The 15,239-nt window shown below is 67.3% G+C and carries 14 protein-coding genes; all 14 read right to left on the bottom strand.

The genetic code is table 11. The annotated features are described in order from the left end of the window. Positions 1-109: 109 nt before the first annotated feature. Positions 110-934, bottom strand: coding sequence for an inositol monophosphatase family protein (locus Q0Q36_RS10550; RefSeq protein WP_293797972.1), 825 nt, complete (start codon positions 932-934; stop codon positions 110-112). Then, positions 931-1,773: an endonuclease/exonuclease/phosphatase family protein gene (locus Q0Q36_RS10555; protein ID WP_293797975.1), complete on the bottom strand. Its 843-nt coding sequence runs from the start codon at positions 1,771-1,773 to the stop codon at positions 931-933. Before Q0Q36_RS10555 ends, Q0Q36_RS10550 begins: the two co-directional genes overlap by 4 nt. Before the next feature lie 14 nt (positions 1,774-1,787). Next, positions 1,788-2,651 carry a carbohydrate ABC transporter permease gene (locus Q0Q36_RS10560; protein WP_293797976.1) on the bottom strand — a complete coding sequence of 288 codons (864 nt, stop codon included), beginning with the start codon at positions 2,649-2,651 and terminating at the stop codon, positions 1,788-1,790. After that, complete coding sequence (locus tag Q0Q36_RS10565; RefSeq protein WP_293797978.1) at positions 2,648-3,526, bottom strand: carbohydrate ABC transporter permease; 879 nt, start codon at positions 3,524-3,526, stop codon at positions 2,648-2,650. The genes Q0Q36_RS10560 and Q0Q36_RS10565 overlap by 4 nt, the downstream gene beginning before the upstream one ends. Before the next feature lie 10 nt (positions 3,527-3,536). Next, positions 3,537-4,826 (bottom strand): ABC transporter substrate-binding protein, encoded by a 1,290-nt coding sequence (locus Q0Q36_RS10570; RefSeq protein WP_293797981.1) that lies wholly within the window; start codon positions 4,824-4,826, stop codon positions 3,537-3,539. Positions 4,827-4,879: 53 nt separating this feature from the next. Continuing rightward, positions 4,880-5,917 (bottom strand): ABC transporter ATP-binding protein, encoded by a 1,038-nt coding sequence (locus Q0Q36_RS10575; protein ID WP_293797983.1) that lies wholly within the window; start codon positions 5,915-5,917, stop codon positions 4,880-4,882. A 177-nt stretch (positions 5,918-6,094) separates the two neighbouring features. Next, entirely contained in the window at positions 6,095-7,375 is a 1,281-nt protein-coding gene (locus tag Q0Q36_RS10580) for an acyl-CoA thioesterase/bile acid-CoA:amino acid N-acyltransferase family protein (protein WP_293797985.1), read from the bottom strand. A 22-nt stretch (positions 7,376-7,397) separates the two neighbouring features. Then, the gene (locus tag Q0Q36_RS10585) at positions 7,398-8,966 is read right to left on the bottom strand and encodes an ABC transporter substrate-binding protein (RefSeq protein WP_293797987.1); all 1,569 of its coding nucleotides are present in this window, start codon (positions 8,964-8,966) and stop codon (positions 7,398-7,400) included. Beyond that, positions 8,963-9,979 carry an ABC transporter ATP-binding protein gene (locus tag Q0Q36_RS10590; RefSeq protein ID WP_293797988.1) on the bottom strand — a complete coding sequence of 339 codons (1,017 nt, stop codon included), beginning with the start codon at positions 9,977-9,979 and terminating at the stop codon, positions 8,963-8,965. The genes Q0Q36_RS10585 and Q0Q36_RS10590 overlap by 4 nt, the downstream gene beginning before the upstream one ends. Further along, positions 9,976-10,965 (bottom strand): ABC transporter ATP-binding protein, encoded by a 990-nt coding sequence (locus tag Q0Q36_RS10595; protein WP_293797991.1) that lies wholly within the window; start codon positions 10,963-10,965, stop codon positions 9,976-9,978. The genes Q0Q36_RS10590 and Q0Q36_RS10595 overlap by 4 nt, the downstream gene beginning before the upstream one ends. Further along, positions 10,962-11,861, bottom strand: coding sequence for an ABC transporter permease (locus tag Q0Q36_RS10600; protein WP_293797992.1), 900 nt, complete (start codon positions 11,859-11,861; stop codon positions 10,962-10,964). The genes Q0Q36_RS10595 and Q0Q36_RS10600 overlap by 4 nt, the downstream gene beginning before the upstream one ends. Then, on the bottom strand, positions 11,858-12,832 hold the full coding sequence (locus Q0Q36_RS10605; RefSeq protein ID WP_293798098.1) for an ABC transporter permease: 975 nt from the start codon (positions 12,830-12,832) through the stop codon (positions 11,858-11,860). The genes Q0Q36_RS10600 and Q0Q36_RS10605 overlap by 4 nt, the downstream gene beginning before the upstream one ends. Continuing rightward, complete coding sequence (locus tag Q0Q36_RS10610; RefSeq protein WP_293797994.1) at positions 12,832-14,286, bottom strand: NAD(P)/FAD-dependent oxidoreductase; 1,455 nt, start codon at positions 14,284-14,286, stop codon at positions 12,832-12,834. Before Q0Q36_RS10610 ends, Q0Q36_RS10605 begins: the two co-directional genes overlap by 1 nt. Continuing rightward, a complete protein-coding gene (locus Q0Q36_RS10615; protein ID WP_293797996.1) occupies positions 14,283-15,239 on the bottom strand; it encodes a LysR family transcriptional regulator in 957 nt (318 codons plus the stop codon). Before Q0Q36_RS10615 ends, Q0Q36_RS10610 begins: the two co-directional genes overlap by 4 nt.

A 15,239-nucleotide genomic window follows, 5' to 3' on the forward strand; every position in this document is an offset into this window, starting at 1 on the left:
TGGAGAACGAGGGCATCGTCGGGCCAGCTAACCACGCAGGGAAAAGAGAGATCCTCGGGGAAGGTCCGCGTCAGCGCGACGACGAGGATTGAGCGGCGACTGACGTCACTCAATCCAGCAGAATCGACCTGATTTCCTGCCAGCTCGTCTCGTCGGGCGCACAGAGCAGGCCGGCCGGGCGCTCTGTCGGGGCATAGGGCCGGCCGTCGAGAAGGCGCGCATGGCCGCCGGCCTCGCTGTAGAGCAGCACGCCCGGCGCATGGTCCCATGGGTTGAGCACGCCGTAGAGCAGGAATTGCAGGCGCCCGGCGGCCGCCAGCCGATATTCCTGTCCGCAGCAGCGCAGCGAACCGACTTCGAGGAAGGCCGGGAAACGGCCGGGAAGCGTGCTGCGCAGCGGCTCTGGGAAGTACTGCCAGCTCGCCATGCCGTTCATCTGTCGGGTCTCGGCGGCCGGAGCGACGCGCAGGTCGCGGCTCGCACCATCCGCAGAACTCATCCATGCTCCTTCGCCGCGCAGCGCCATGGCGCTGTCATCGGCAGTCGGATCATGGATCACGGCGGCGGCGATCTCGCCCCGGACGACGACCGCGGCCATCACGGCGAAGAGCGAGAGGTCGCTGGCATAGTTCAGCGTGCCGTCGATCGGATCGATGACGAAAGCGAGGTCGGCTTCAGCCAGTTGGCCGAGCAGGGCGGGCTTGCGCGTCACCGCCTCCTCGCCGATCATCGCCGCGCCCGGAAAGGCCTTGGCCAGCTCGGCGCAGATGAAGCGCTCGGCCGCTTCGTCGGCTTCCGTCACGACATCGACCGGATTCTGCTTGGCGCGGATGTCGCTGTCTGAAAGGCGCCGGAAACGCGGCATAACCTCGCGCCGTGCCGCCTCGCGCAGGATGGCATCGAGCCGCTCGTGATCTTGTCGGGTGAAGATCATCCGAGATCGAATTCGACGAGGATCGGCTGATGGTCCGAGGCCCGCGTCTCGATGTCATAGACGATCGAGCGCGCCCGCTCGGCGAGGTCCGGGGTCGCCAGCACGAAGTCGAGGCAACCCGGCGGGCCGTAGGTTTGCTCGCAGATGAAGGCGGAAGGCGGATGCGGCTCATCGCCCCGCAGCACAGGCCAGAGATCGACCAGCGGCGGAACGTCACCATCGAACGGCGCGAGCAGTTGCGCCATCCCGGTATCATCGGGCCGCATGTTGAAATCACCGGTCAGGATCGCGCTCGCGGCGTTCGGCGTCGGCGCATAGGTGTGCGGGCCGGGCGCGCGGGGCGTCGCTTGTCGTGCAGCCGCCATGCGGTGGACCTGCCGGATGCCTTCGACCTGTGCGGCGCGCAGGACGGGCGAGGAGTATTCCAGATGCGTCGTCATCACCCGGATCGGGCCGAAAGGCATCTCGACCATCGCCTCGACCAGTACGCGCGGCATGTTGCGCGTCGCTGCCGCTTCCCAGGGCAGGACATGGCGCAGCGCCTGCGCCACCGGCAAGCGCGACAAGACGAGGTTGCCGAAGCGCTTGCGCCCGCCCGCGCCATCCGAGACATCGACGCCGATCGCTTCGATCGCTGTAAAGCCCGGCAGCAATTCGCCGAACAGCGCGAACTGGTCGGTATGGTCATTGCCGTCGAGATCGGGAAAATTCGCCGCGACCTCCTGCAGGCAGAGCACGTCGAAATCCGCCATCTGCCGCGCGTGATGGATGATGCGATGCGGATCGACCTTCTCGTCGACGCCGCGGGCCCACTGGATATTCCAGGTGATCAGCTTCATCGAGCCGGTAGTCCTTACTTGATGCCGGCGCGCATGAAACTCTGCACGAACTGGCGCTGGAACAGCAGGAAGCCGACGAGCAACGGGGCCGAGGTCATCAAGGTCGCCGCGCAGATCACGGCCCAGTCGATGCCCTGGTCAGCCGAGGAGAACACCTGCAAGCCCACCGTCAGCGGCCGCGACTCGACCGAGTTGGTTACCAGCAGCGGCCAGAGGAAGTTGTTCCAGTGATAGCTCACGGAGACGAGGCCGTAGGCGACATAGGTCGGCTTCGCCAATGGCACATAGACCCGAATCAACACCTGCAACGGGCTCGCGCCCTCGACGCGCGCGGCATCGTCGAGCTCCTTCGGCACGGTCTTGAAGGTCTGCCTGAGCAAGAAGATGCCGAAGGCCGAGGCGATATAGGGCAGGGCGATCGCCGGGATCGTGTCGATCAGGTTGACCTTGGCGAGCGTGCGGTAGTTCTCGACGATCAGCGCGTCCGGCATGATCATAAGCTGCGCCAGGATCAGCACGAAGGCGACGTCGCGGCCCCAGAAATCCTGCCGGGCCAGCGCATAGGCCGCGAGCGTGCCCAGCACGATCTGGAAGACGAGGATCAGGGTCACCAGGATGAAAGTGTTGAGGAAATAGCGGGCGAAGGGCGCCGCCGCCCAGGCGCGCGTGAAATTGTCGAGCGTCAGCGGCGCGGTCAGCACGAAGCGCGTCGTATATTCGGCCGGATGGAACGCCGCCCAGACGGCGTAGGCCAGCGGCAGAACCCAGAGCAGGGCGAGCAGAATCGCGCCGGTCGATTCCAGCGTGAGCGCGAGGCCTTTCGGCGCGTAGGGATCGGTGCGCGTCGCGGCCGGGGCGGGGTGGGGCGCGGCGCTCATTGATAATGCGTCCTGCGTTCGAGCCAGCCGTACTGGACGAAGGCGACGAGCGCGAGCAGCGCCAGCAGCACGCAGGTCAGCGTCGCCGCATAGGCCGTGTCCCAGAAGCCGAAACCGACCTGATAGATGTAATAGAGCAGCAGCGTCGTCGCATTGTCCGGCCCGCCGCGCGTCATCACCACGATATGGTCGACCATGCGGAAGGCGTTGATCACCGCGTTGATCAGCACGAACAGCGTCGTCGGCATCAACAGGGGGAACTGGATGCGCCGGAAGAAGGTCCAGCGTGAGGCGCCCTCGATCGCCGCAGCCTCGCCGAGGCTCGGCGGGATCGCCTGCAGCGCTGCGAGGTAGAAGATCATGAAGAAGCCGGCTTCCTTCCAGATCGCGACGATGGTGATGGCGTAGAGCGCGGTGTCCTGCGAGCCCAGCCAGTTGGTCGAGCGCGCGCCGAACAGGCCGGTGATCTGCTCCAGCAGTCCATATTGCGGCGTGTAGAAGAACAGCCAGATATTGGCGACCGCGATCATGGGCAGAATCGTCGGCGTGAAATAGGCCATGCGCACGAGCGTGCGCCCCGCGATCCTGTCGTTGACCCAGACCGCCATCAGGAGCGCCAGTGCGATCGAGGTCGGGATCGTGCCGAGCGCGAACCAGAGATTGTTGCTCAGCGCTTTCCAGAAGATCGGGTCGGCGAGCATCTGCTGGTAGTTCTCGAGCCCGATGAAGCGCGCCGGGCGGCGCGCTTTAGGTGTCGAGTAGAAGCTCTCGATGAAGCTCGCGACCGCGGGCCAATGCGTGAACAGGGCCAGGCAAGCCATGGCCGGCAGCAGAAGCAGCCAGCCATGGATCGTCGCGGTCGCGCGGTTCGTCATCGCAGCGGGATCAGCGATAGGCCTTGAGGATGCGCTCGGCCTCGGCCTGCGCCTCCTCCATCGCCTTCTGCGGCGCCTTGGTGCCGGTCAGCGCGGCCTGCAACCCGTCGTTCAGCGCCTTGGTGACGCGCTGGTTCTCATGGGTCGAAAGTTCGGCCACCGCGCTCGAGAGCTGGTCGCGCGCGACGATCGCCTGCGGGAAGTCGGCGACGTATTTCTTCATCGCCTCGGTCTCATAGGCGGCCGGCGTCACGCCGACATAGCCGGTATCGGCGCTCCACTGCGCCGCGCGCTCGGGCGTGGTGATCCAGCGCACGAACTTGAAGGCGGCTTCCTGCTCGGCCTTGGTGGCCTTCTTCGACAGGTAGAAATTGCCGCCGCCGGTCGGGCTGCCCGGCTTCTTGCCGGCCGGCAGCACCCCGACGCCGAAGGGGAACTTGGCGTTTGCGCGGACATTGGTCAGGTTGCCGGTGGTGGTCCACATCATCGCGATCTTCTTCTCGAAGAAGTCGCGCGGCGTGGTGCCCCATTCGGTGATGCCGGGCGGGTGGACCTTGTATTTCTGCGCGAGGTCGACCCAGTACTGCAGCGCCTCGACGACGCCCGGATTGGCATAATCGGTCTTGTCGCCGGCGCTGTTGGCGAGGATCGCGCCGGCCTGCGTGGTCAGGCCCTGGAACAGCCAGTAGGGGAAGCCGGAGGAGGGGATCTGGATGCCCCATTGCGTGGTGTTGCCGGCGGCATCGCGCTTGGTCAGCTTCTGCGCGAACTCGACCTGCTCGGCCCAGGTCTTCGGCGGCTTTTCGGGATCGAGGCCGGCTTCCTTGAAAAGCTCTTTATTCCAGTAGAGCACCACCGTGGAACGCTGGAACGGGATGCCCCAGGTCTTGCCGCCGGTCTGGCTGTTCTCCATGAAGCCGGGATAGAAGCTGGCGAGCCACTTCTTGTCCTCATCGGTCTTGACGAAGTCATCGAAGGGCACGATCGCCTCTTCGTCGATCAGCGTGAACATGTCGGTCGAGAGCAGCACCGACAGCACCGGCGGGGTGCCGCTCTTATGCGCGGTCAGCGCCTTGACGATGGTCTCCTGATAGGTGCCGGCATAGATCGGCTTCAGCTTGACCGAGGGGTTCTCCTTCTCGAAGCCGGCGGCGTAATTGTCGATCAGCTTGGTGATCGGCCCGCCGACGGCGACCGGGTAGAAGAACGAGAGCTCGGTGCTCTGCGCCCGGGCGATGCCGGGCAGAGCGGTCGCGCCTGCTAGAGCGGCGGTGCCGCCAAGAAATTCACGCCTGTCCATAATATCCTCTCTCCCTTGCTGGGATGGTCCGCACGTCCGACGCTCCGGCCGGTTCAGTTGCGAACCACCTTTCGTTCAGACGCCAGGTCGAACCAGTGCAGCGCCGATTGTGACAACGTGATGTAGATCTGTTCGCCGGCTGTGGCCCGCACTTTTCCGGGCCGCTTGACGATGAAGGAATGGCCGTCGATCCGGGTTTCCAGCAGCGTGTCGGAGCCGAGATATTCGACCGCGACGACATCGGCGGCAACGCCGCTTCCGGTGATCTCGACCATCTCCGGGCGGATGCCCACGGCAAGGCTCGCGGGATCGAGATCGGACGGAGCGGTGATCGCTCCGCCGCGCGCCTGCACGGTGGCGAGCGGCAGCACGTTCATCGGCGGCGTGCCGACGAAGCGCGCGGCGAAGATCGTCGCCGGGTTCTCGTAGAGCACGTCCGGCGGCGCATCCTGCTCGATCCGGCCGTTGCGCATCAGCACGACCTGGTCGGCCATGGTCATCGCCTCGACCTGATCATGCGTGACATAGACCATGGTCATCCCGAGCCGCTGCTGCAATTCGCGGATCTCACGCCGCATCTCGACGCGCAGCTGGGCGTCGAGATTGGAGAGCGGCTCGTCCATTAGGCAGACCGGCGCCTCGGCGACAATGGCACGGCCGAGCGCGACGCGCTGCTGCTGGCCGCCCGAGAGCTGCGAGGGCTTGCGTTCAAGCAGGGCGGAAAGGCCCAGGATCGAGGCCGCGCGGGCGAGACGCTCGTCGCGCTCGGCGCGCGAGACCTTGCGGACCTTGAGCCCGAACATGATGTTCTCGGCGACGCTCAGATGCGGGAACAGCGCATAGTTCTGGAAGACCATGGCGATGCCGCGCTGCGAGGGCGAGGCATGGGTGACGTTGCGCCCGCCGATCTCGATCGTACCGCTGCTTGTCTCCTCCAGCCCGGCGATCAGCCTGAGGGTGGTCGACTTGCCACAGCCGGATGGGCCGAGCAGCGCGACGAGATTGCCGCCTTCGACGGTGAAGCTGATGGCATCGACGGCGGCGGTGCCGCCCCAGGTCTTCGAAACCGTCTTCAGCGCTACAGAAACCATTCGCGATCCGGTGAGCCGAGGTCATGATGAGCCGGCACAGCAGCAGCGCTGCGCCGGCATGGCGTCAGCGGGACCATGACGCGAAAATTCTTCTGCGCACAAGGGGCCGCAGGCTGTGCCTGTGGTTTGCTGGTCCGAGCCCATATGTCGCATGCGCCGGGGTTTCCCGATGCGTTTTCAGCCGGCCAACCCACCATGGCGCCTGACGAAAGCAAGCGCCGCTTCCCAGGCGCCGGCATTGGCCTCGGAATTGGCGGCAGGCGTGCCGCCCATCGTGGTCGCGATGCCGCTGACCGGATGGCGATGGGCGATCCGGGTCGCAGGCGTATAGGGAAACAGGATGGAATGGCCGGCCGCCGGCCAGTTCTTCCAGAGAACCTCATGCGGATGCCCTGTCGCGAGCAGGCTCGATTGCACGATCAGCGAATAGAGATCGGAGGGCCAGGCGCCGTCATCGCCACCCGAGAGCAGCAGCACCGGCCCGGCGATGCGCTCGACCGGGATGCGGGCGCGGGCCATGGCGGCGGGGTCGCCGAGCGCGGTGCGCATCGCATCGGCATTGCGGCGCGTCTCGGTCGCTTCGTCATAGGGCTTCCAGCTCGCCGTGGCGTTGTCCTGCCACTGGTGGACGAGCGGTTTGCCGTCCAGCGTCCAGCCGGGGCCGTCGCGGCCGAGAGCGGGGTCGGCGGCGGCCTGCCCGCCATGCACGAAGGCGCTCGGCACATAGCCCAGCACGCCTGAGACCTTGTCGGGGAAGGTCGCGCCGAGCAGGAGCGCGAGCTCGCCGCCGCGCGACTGCCCGGCGACGGCAATGAAATCGTTGAGCGGTTGCACGCGGGCGCGCAGCCAGTCGAGGCCCTGCGCAAAGTACTCCAGCGGCGTGTTCGAGATGTATTTCGGCAGGCCGGGCGCGCCGAAATAACCGAGCGCCAGCGCCGCCACGCCGCGCGAGGCCCAGAGCGCGGCGCGCGGCTCGTTGATGCCGCCGCCCGAGCCGTTGAGGATCATGATCGCCGGATGTGGGCTTGAGCCCGCCGGCAGGAACAGCGTCCCGACAAGTCCGTCCTCGGCGAGGGGATGACGGGTCACGCCTTCGCCCATCAGGACCTGGCTGAAGCGCCCGGAGGCGATCGTCTCACAGCCGATCCGGGCGGTGAGCGTGGTTTCGAGCGGGTGCGTCAGGTCCGCGGGGAACAGCTCTCCGTTGCCGGTCTGCGCCCAGATCAATCCCATCGCCGCGACGTCGGCATAGTCGCCACGCAGGGGCGCGTCGCGTTCGAGATCGACGCTGCTATCGGCTCCGGCTGCGAACACAGCCTCGGCCCGCCAGAGATGGCCGTCGCGCGGCGTCTCGGCGGCGATGGTCACCTCCGCGCCCGCCGGCAGGCCGGAAAGCACGATCCGGCGAGGCACGTCGATCAGGTCGATGGCGGGGCTGATCGCGAAGGCGGCGGGCATGGCGGAGTCCTTGACTTCGGTCTTATTTGGCCTTGCTGACCTGCATGGCGACGGTGCGGTCGCTGTTCCAGGGCACGACCTTGAGGTCCGGCCGGCTCGCCCAGATGTTCTTGTAATGGTAGAGCGGGATGATCCCGACATCGTCCATCACCACCTTGACGGCGTCCTTGATGATCGCCTCGCGCTTGGGATCGTCGAACTCGGCGCCGGCCTTGGCGAGGGCCTCGTCCAGCTTCGGGTTGCTGTAGCGGCCCCAGTTCGAGGCGCCGAGCCCCTTGGCGTTGTCGTTGGTCGCGAGGATCGAGGTCATCGCATAGGTGCCCTCGCCGGTGCCGTTGCCCCAGCCGATCACGCTCATCGCGTATTCGTTCTTGTTGGCGCCGGTGACGTAGACCGAGAAGGGCACGACCTCGACCTGGGTCTCGACGCCGATGCGGGTCCAGAACTGGGCGACGGCCTGCGCGGTCTCAGGCGCCAGCGGATAGCGCTCGCCCGGCACATGCATGGTCAGCTTGAAGCCGTCGGGATAGCCGGCCTCGGCCAGCAGCGCCTTGGCCTTGTTCGGGTCGACCGCGATCTTGGCGTAGTCGGGATTGTAGCCGAAGGTGTCGGCCGGCATCCATTGCGTGGCGACGGTGACGCCGCCGCGTGCGACGCGGTCGGCGATGGCCTCGCGGTTGATCGCCATGTTGAGCGCCCGGCGCACGCGCACGTCGAGCAGCGGGTTCTTGTCGAGCGGCTTGCCGGCCTTGTCGGTGATGAACTTGGACGGGGCCGGGTTGAAGCTCGGCTGCAGGATCAACGCGCGCAGGCCGGGATAGGACCAGACCTTGACCTTGGGGTTCTTCTCCAGCTTCTCGATATCGGAGAAGGAGACCTTGTCGATCATATCGACATCGCCCGAGAGTAGCGCCGCGGTGCGCGCCGCCGGGTTGGCGATGTAGCGATAGCTCACCTTGTCCCACTCGGCCTTCTCGCCCCAGTAGGTGTCGTTGCGCTTCATCTCGATCCGGTCGCCCGGCGTGTAGCTGACGAAGGCATACGGGCCGTCGGTGACCATCGCCTTGCCGCTGTTGTAGTCGTCGGTGGTCGCGGTCTGGCCGACATGCTTGCTGACGATATAGATGCTGGAGATGTTGATCGGCAGCAGCGGGTCCGGCTCCTTGGTGGTGATCAGCAGCGTCTGCGGGTCCTTGACCTCGACCTTGGCGACGCTGCGCAGGAAGCTCTTGAAGCTCGCGACCGAGCCCGGCACGTTCTGGGCGCGCTCATAGGAAAAGGCGATGTCTTCGGCGGTCACCGGCTTGCCGTCGGTCCAGACGGCCTTGTCGCGGATCTTGAATTCCCAGGTCGTTGGCGAGGTGTTCTTCCAGGAGGTGGCGAGGCCGGGCGCCATGCCGCCGATCGTCTTCTGCGCGACGATCGCGGGGAAGAAATGCTGCGAGACCGAGTGGTCGCCGGCATAGTTGTTGAGCTGCGGGTCGATCGCCGAGACCGGGTCGGCGAAGCCGATACGCAGGTCTTCCGCCGCGGCGGCGCCTGCGAAGGCGATCAGCGCTGCCGACAAGGCAAGCGTGCTCAATTTGGTCATGCGATCTCTCCTGTTTGCGCGCGGGCTGGCGCCGGTGCGGCGTCGTTGAGGTGGCAGGCGGAACGATGGCCCGGCACGATTTCGCGCAGGGCGGGTCTTTCGACGCGGCAGCGGTCGAAGGCGGCCGGGCAGCGCGGATGAAAATGGCAGCCGGGCGGCGGCGCGGCCGGGCTCGGGATCTCGCCCTTCACCGGCGCATAGACGCGCCGGCGCTGCTTGAGGTCCGGGATCTCCGCCAGCAGCCCCTGCGTATAGGGGTGGTTGGGATGGGCGAAGAACCGGGCGGCCGGTGCATCCTCGACGATGCGGCCGAGATACATGATCACCACGCGGTCGGCGATGTGCTGGACGACGCGCAGGTCGTGGCTGATGAAAAGATAGGTCAGGTCCAGCTCGCGCCGGAGCTGCATGAACAGGTTGAGGATCTGCGCCTGGATCGAGACGTCGAGAGAGGCGACCGACTCGTCGCAGACCAGGAAGCGCGGTTGGAGGGCGAGCGCCCGCGCGATCGAGATGCGCTGGCGCTGGCCGCCGGAGAACTGGTGCGGGAAACGCTGGCGATAGGCCGGATCGAGCCCGGCCCGGCGCATCTGCGCGCAGACATAATCGTCGATCTCGGAACGGGAGGCGATGCCGTGGACGAGCGGCGCCTCGCCGATGGCTTCCGCGACCCGCATGCGCGGATTGAGGCTCGCCTGCGGGTCCTGGAAGATCAGTTGCACGTCACGATGCACCGAGCGGTCGCCCTGCGGCGAGCGCCCGAAGACCTCGACCTCGCCTGTGCTCGGCGGCAGCAGGCCGGCGGCGATGCGCCCGAGCGTCGACTTGCCGGAGCCGGACTCGCCGACGAGCCCGATGAATTCTCCGGTCGGGATCGTCAGGTCGATGCCGTCGAGCGCCCGGATGATCGGCTGGCGCTTCGCCAGATGCAGCTTCACCGCAAGCCCGTCGGCGCGGCCGAAATGCCGGGTCAGGTTGCGCGTCTCCAGCGCGGGAGAGGAGGTTTTCGTCATGCCGGCAGCTCGGCGGCCGAGGCTGGGCCGGACAGGGGATGGAAGCAGCGCAGACGATGCGCGCCCTCGGTGAAGGCGGGCTGGCGCTCGCAGGCTTCGTCGTGGCGCGAACAGCGCGGCCCGAAGGCGCAACCCTGCGGTGGGTCGACCATGTCCGGCGTCGTGCCGGGGATCTGTACCAGCATCGAGCCCGGCGCGCTCGCCCCTGGCAGGCTGCCGATCAGGCCTGCGGTATAGGGATGGCTTGGCTGGTCGAGCACGGCGTCGACGCTGCCCTGCTCGACGATGCGCCCGGCATACATCACCGCGATTTCGTCGGCGATGCCGGCGATGACCGATAGGTCGTGCGTGATCCAGAGCAGGGCCGTGCCGCTCTCGCGGGTGAGTTGCTGCACCTCGGCCAGGATTTGAGCCTGAATGGAGACGTCGAGCGCGGTGGTCGGCTCGTCGGCGATGATCAGGTCGGGTTTGTTGATCAGCGCGATCGCGATGGCGACGCGCTGGCGCATGCCGCCGGAGAGCTGGTGCGGATAGGCGTCGAGCCGTGCTTCCGGGCTCGGGATGCCCATGGCGCCGAGCAGGTCGCGCGCCCGGATACGCGCGGTGGCGTCGTCGATCGTCTCATGCGCCCGGATCGTCTCGATCATCTGCGTGCTGATACGGAGCACCGGGTTCAGCGTCATCATCGGGTCCTGGAAGACCATGGCGATGCGGTTGCCCCGCAGGCAGCGCATGGCTTCCTCGTCGAGCCTGGTCAGGTCCTGGCCGCGGAACAGGATCTCGCCACCGACGATCCGGCCGGGCGGGTCGATCAGCCCCATGATCGAGAAGCCGGTCACCGATTTGCCCGAGCCGCTCTCGCCGACGAGGCCGAGCGTCTCGCCGGCCCGCAAGGTGAAGGAGACGTCGCGCACGGCGTCGAGATCGCCGCGATCGGTGCGGAAGCGGGTGCGCAGGTTGCGGAGTTCGAGCAGCGGCGCGGTCATTTCAGCGCCCTCGGATCGAGCACCTCGCGTAGCCGGTCGCCGACGAGGTTGATCGCGACGATGGCGGCGAGCAGCGTCAGGCCCGGGAAGAAGCTGATCCAGTACTCGCCGGAGAGCATGAACTGGAAGCCGTTGGCGATGAGCAGGCCGAGCGAAGGTTGCGTCACCGGCGCGCCGAGCCCGAGGAAAGAGAGCGTCGCCTCCAGCGTGATGGCGCGCGCGACCTGCAAGGCGGCGATCACCAGCAGCGGCGGCAGGCAATTGGGCAAGACATGGCGCAGGAGGATGCGCGACGTCGGCAGGCCGAGCCCCCGCGCTGCCTCGAAATAATCGCGCTTGCGCTCGACCAGCGCCTGCGCGCGGGCGGTGCGGGCATAATAGGCCCATTCCAGCAGCACCAGCGTCAGCACGACATTGCCGATGCCTCGGCCCAGCAGCGCCAGCATCAGCAGCGCGACGAGGATCGAGGGCAGCGACATGATGAGGTCGACGAGCCGCATGATCAGCGCGTCGACGAGCCCGCCGCTCCAGGCTGCGATCAGCCCGAGCAGGATGCCGATCACGCCGGCGAGCACGGCCGAGCCGACGCCGACGGTGAGACTGGTCCGGAGCCCGTAGAGGATTGCCGAGAACAGGTCGCGGCCCTGTCCGTCCGTGCCCAGGAGATAGGTGATGTCGCCGCCCGACGAGACGGAGCCCGGCGTCATCCGGGCGTCGAGCACGTCGATGGCGGCAAGGTCGAACGGGTTCTGCGGCGCGATCTGCGGCGCGAAGACGGCGCCGATGACGAGCAGGGCCATCAGGCTGAGCCCGACCAGGGCGGAGGGTGCGCGCAGGAAACGGCGCAGTGCCGTAACGGCGGGGCGGCGGCCGCTGGCGACTGGAACCGTGGTCATGCCGAGGCCTCCTCGCGGACGCGCGGATCGAGGAAGCGGTAGAGGATGTCGACGACGAGGTTGATGACGACGAAGAGCGTCACCACCACCAGCAGATAGGCCGTCACCACCGGCCGATCGAGCGCGTTGATGCTGTCGAGGATGAGCTTGCCCGAGCCCGGCCAGGCGAAGATGCTCTCGGTCACCACCGCGAAAGCGATGGTCGAGCCCAGTTCCAGGCCCAGCACCGTCACCAGCGGGATCATGATGTTGCGCAGGATATGCATCACCACGATCCGGCCACGGCGCAGCCCCTTGGCGCGGGCGAAGCGGACATAGTCGAGCGGCAGCACCTCGCGCACGCCGGCCCGCGTCAGGCGGATCACCAGCGAGACCTTGAACAGCGACAGGTTGATCGCCGGCAGCAGCAGGTGGCGCCAACCGTTCAGCGTCAGGAATGACCATTCGACGCCGAAGACGCGCACCGTCGCGCCGCGCCCGCTCGCCGGCAGCCAGCCGAGCGAGACGCTGAAGGTCATGATCAGGAGGAGCCCGACCCAGAAGGTCGGCAACGAGAAGCCGAGGATGCTGCCGGTCTGGATCAGCTTCGAGAAGGCGCGCTCGGGATAGAGCCCGGCATAGAGCCCGAGCGGCACGCCCAGGATGATCGCGAAAATGGTCGCGGCGAAGGCGAGCTCCAGCGTCGCCGGCAGGCGCTGCAGGATCAGCGTCACGGCCGGCACGTTATAGACGAAGCTGCGGCCGAGATCGCCTTGCAGGGCGCTGCTGGCGAAGTTGAGGTACTGCTCCCAGAGCGGCCGGTCGAGGCCGAGACGCGCTATCAGTTCCGCCCGTTCGATCTGCGTCGCGTCCGGCGCCAGCAGGAGATCGACGGGGTTGCCGACGGCATGCAGGCCCAGGAAGACCACGAGAGACATGGCGAAGATGACGAGGAGCGCCTGCGCGACGCGCTGGAGCAGCCATCCGAGCATCAGACCGGCACCTTCGCCGGTGCGGGCAGGATCGGCACCCATTCGTCGCCAAAGATCTCGGGCTCCGAATACGCCTGGCCGCGCTGGAAATGGGCCTCTATATCCTCGCGGAAGAGGCTCGACGCGATCGCCTGAGATAAGCGCTCGGCGCCGTCACTGATCGCCGGGATGTCGCCGGAGACCGTGCCGTGCGACATCATCGCCGGGTAGCAGAAGCAGTGGATGCGCTCGAGCCCGGGGCAGGTGCCGGGCACCTTCGGTTGGAACTCGAAGGCCGGGCCGAGATCGGGCATGGCGCCGAGGCTCGGCTCGGCATCTTCGGGCATGCCGCGATCGACCCAGTTGCGGGCGCATGCCGCGATCTCCCGAAGGAAGGGGCGATTGCCCCAATCGACCTTGAAGCCGGTCGAGAAGATCATGAAGTCGAAGCGCATCGTGCCGGCGCTGGTCTCGACCACGATCTCATCGCCATCCATCCGGGCCGAGATCAGGGCGGTGCCCTGCCGGAAGAACGCGTTCGGATGGCGCGAGACGCGCAGCACGCTGGCGCGCGGCGGCGGCACCTGCTCGCGGGCGACATAGCTGTTGATCCGCCATTTCCAGGCGTCGGGCAGATGGCGATAGCCGGCGATGGAGCCAGGATGGCCCATGCCCTTGCCGCGGTTGATGCGGGGGATGTCGCGGCGCCGGATCAGCAGGTCGACGCTGGCCGCGCCCGCTTCGAGCGCGGTGCCGGCGCTGTCCATCGCCGAGGCGCCGGCGCCGATGACGGCGACGCGCTTGCCCCGCAGCAGGGCGTAATTGTTGGTATCCGAGGAATGGGCCCAGCGCTCGCGTGGCAGGCTCTCCGCGATCTCCGGCACGGCCGGGCCGCCGAGCCCGTCGCGGCCGGTCGCGAGCACGACATGGCGCGCCAGTACGCGCTGACGGCCCTCGGGCGCGTCGATCTCCAGCGTCGCATGCTCGGGGCCGAGATGGATCATCGCGATCTCATGGCCGTTGCGGACATCGAGCGCGAGAACCTCGCGGAACCAGCGCAGATAGTCCATCCACATCAGGCGCGGGATCTTGTCGAGCGCCTCCCAGTCCGCTGCGTCGAACTGCGCCTCGAACCAGGCGCGGAAGGTCAGCGAGGGGATGCCGAGCGCCGGCCCCGTCAGGGTTTTCGGCGAGCGCAATGTCTCCATCCGCGCCGTGGTCGCCCAGGGGCCTTCGAAACCCTGTGGGCGCCGGTCGAAATTGACGGCGCGCAGGCCGATATTGCGGAAGGCGGCCGCCGCGGCGAGCCCGGCCATGCCGGCGCCGATGATCGCGACATCGAGTACCGGCTCGCCACCGACGCTTCGCTCCGGCACCCAGGGCGCGGCAGGCAGGGTCAGCAGTTCGAGCTCGCGGGCGACGCGCCGGTTCAGCGCCTCCAGCCCTTCCGGTGCCCCGGCCTGTTTCTCGGTCACAGCCGCGTCTCCTGTTTGGTCAGCGAGGCGAGGAGCGCGTGGTGCTCTTCGGGCGGGATCAGGGTGAAATCGGCGATCCGCTTCTGCGCGCTCGCCTTGAGCGCGGCGATCAGGTCGCGGGCCTTGTCGGAGATGGTGACGCCACGGGCAGTCACGACGCCGAAGCAATAGGGGATCGAGGTCGTCAGCGGTAGAATGCGGATGCCGGGCGTCGGGTTGCCGGTCAGTGTCAACGGCTCGACGATCGCGATGCCCGCGCCGGCCCGGATGAAGGACAGAACGTTCATGGTCGAGGTCGTGCGGATTCTGACCCGAACATCGACATTGGCCGCTTGGAGCGCAGAACGGATGCGCGCCGGAAAGCCACGGCGCAGCGACATGCCGACGAGGTCGCGCCCGGACAGGGCATGAAGATCGACCGGCCCTTCGATCCGGGCGAGCGGATCGGTCTCCGGCACGGCGAGCACGCAAGGCGCCGTGCCCAGCCATTCGAGCGCGAGGTCCCGGTGCAGCAGCGGCGCGCTCGTCGCGCCGAACTGTGCATCGCCGGAGATCACGGCGTTCTGAACGCGATCGGGATTCTCGACCTCGATCGCGAGCCGTGGCGTATCGGCGCCGTTCCAGGCATCGGTGAGCAGGCCGAACGCCAGCGACGACACTGCCGATATCCGGATCGGCGGTTCGGCCTCGCCGATCACCTCGCGGGCGCGCTCCCACAGATTGACGAAGCCGGCCAGAGCCCGCTCGACGTCGTCGCGCAGCACCATGCCTTTCTGCGTCAGCACGAGCCGCTGGCCGACGCGCTCGAACAGCGGCTGGCCGAGATCGCGCTCCAGCTCCTGGATCATCCGGCTGACCGAAGGCTGGGACACGCCCAGATGCTTCGCCGCCGCGGTGACGCTGCCGAGCGAGGCGACCTGCAGATAGGCCTCGAGGATCTTGAGGCGGCTCAT

Origin of the sequence: uncultured Allobosea sp. (assembly GCF_945957345.1) — a bacterium.
Classification (GTDB): Bacteria; Pseudomonadota; Alphaproteobacteria; order Rhizobiales; family Beijerinckiaceae; genus Allobosea.

Coding starts and splice junctions, on each gene's coding strand:
- Q0Q36_RS10615 (WP_293797996.1), bottom strand. CDS start 15,239: ATGAGCCGCCTCAAGATCCTCGAGGCCTATCTGCAGGTCGCCTCGCTC.
- Q0Q36_RS10575 (WP_293797983.1), bottom strand. CDS start 5,917: ATGGTTTCTGTAGCGCTGAAGACGGTTTCGAAGACCTGGGGCGGCACC.
- Q0Q36_RS10600 (WP_293797992.1), bottom strand. CDS start 11,861: ATGACCACGGTTCCAGTCGCCAGCGGCCGCCGCCCCGCCGTTACGGCA.
- Q0Q36_RS10570 (WP_293797981.1), bottom strand. CDS start 4,826: ATGGACAGGCGTGAATTTCTTGGCGGCACCGCCGCTCTAGCAGGCGCG.
- Q0Q36_RS10605 (WP_293798098.1), bottom strand. CDS start 12,832: ATGCTCGGATGGCTGCTCCAGCGCGTCGCGCAGGCGCTCCTCGTCATC.
- Q0Q36_RS10565 (WP_293797978.1), bottom strand. CDS start 3,526: ATGACGAACCGCGCGACCGCGACGATCCATGGCTGGCTGCTTCTGCTG.
- Q0Q36_RS10590 (WP_293797988.1), bottom strand. CDS start 9,979: ATGACGAAAACCTCCTCTCCCGCGCTGGAGACGCGCAACCTGACCCGG.
- Q0Q36_RS10585 (WP_293797987.1), bottom strand. CDS start 8,966: ATGACCAAATTGAGCACGCTTGCCTTGTCGGCAGCGCTGATCGCCTTC.
- Q0Q36_RS10580 (WP_293797985.1), bottom strand. CDS start 7,375: ATGCCCGCCGCCTTCGCGATCAGCCCCGCCATCGACCTGATCGACGTG.
- Q0Q36_RS10595 (WP_293797991.1), bottom strand. CDS start 10,965: ATGACCGCGCCGCTGCTCGAACTCCGCAACCTGCGCACCCGCTTCCGC.
- Q0Q36_RS10555 (WP_293797975.1), bottom strand. CDS start 1,773: ATGAAGCTGATCACCTGGAATATCCAGTGGGCCCGCGGCGTCGACGAG.
- Q0Q36_RS10550 (WP_293797972.1), bottom strand. CDS start 934: ATGATCTTCACCCGACAAGATCACGAGCGGCTCGATGCCATCCTGCGC.
- Q0Q36_RS10560 (WP_293797976.1), bottom strand. CDS start 2,651: ATGAGCGCCGCGCCCCACCCCGCCCCGGCCGCGACGCGCACCGATCCC.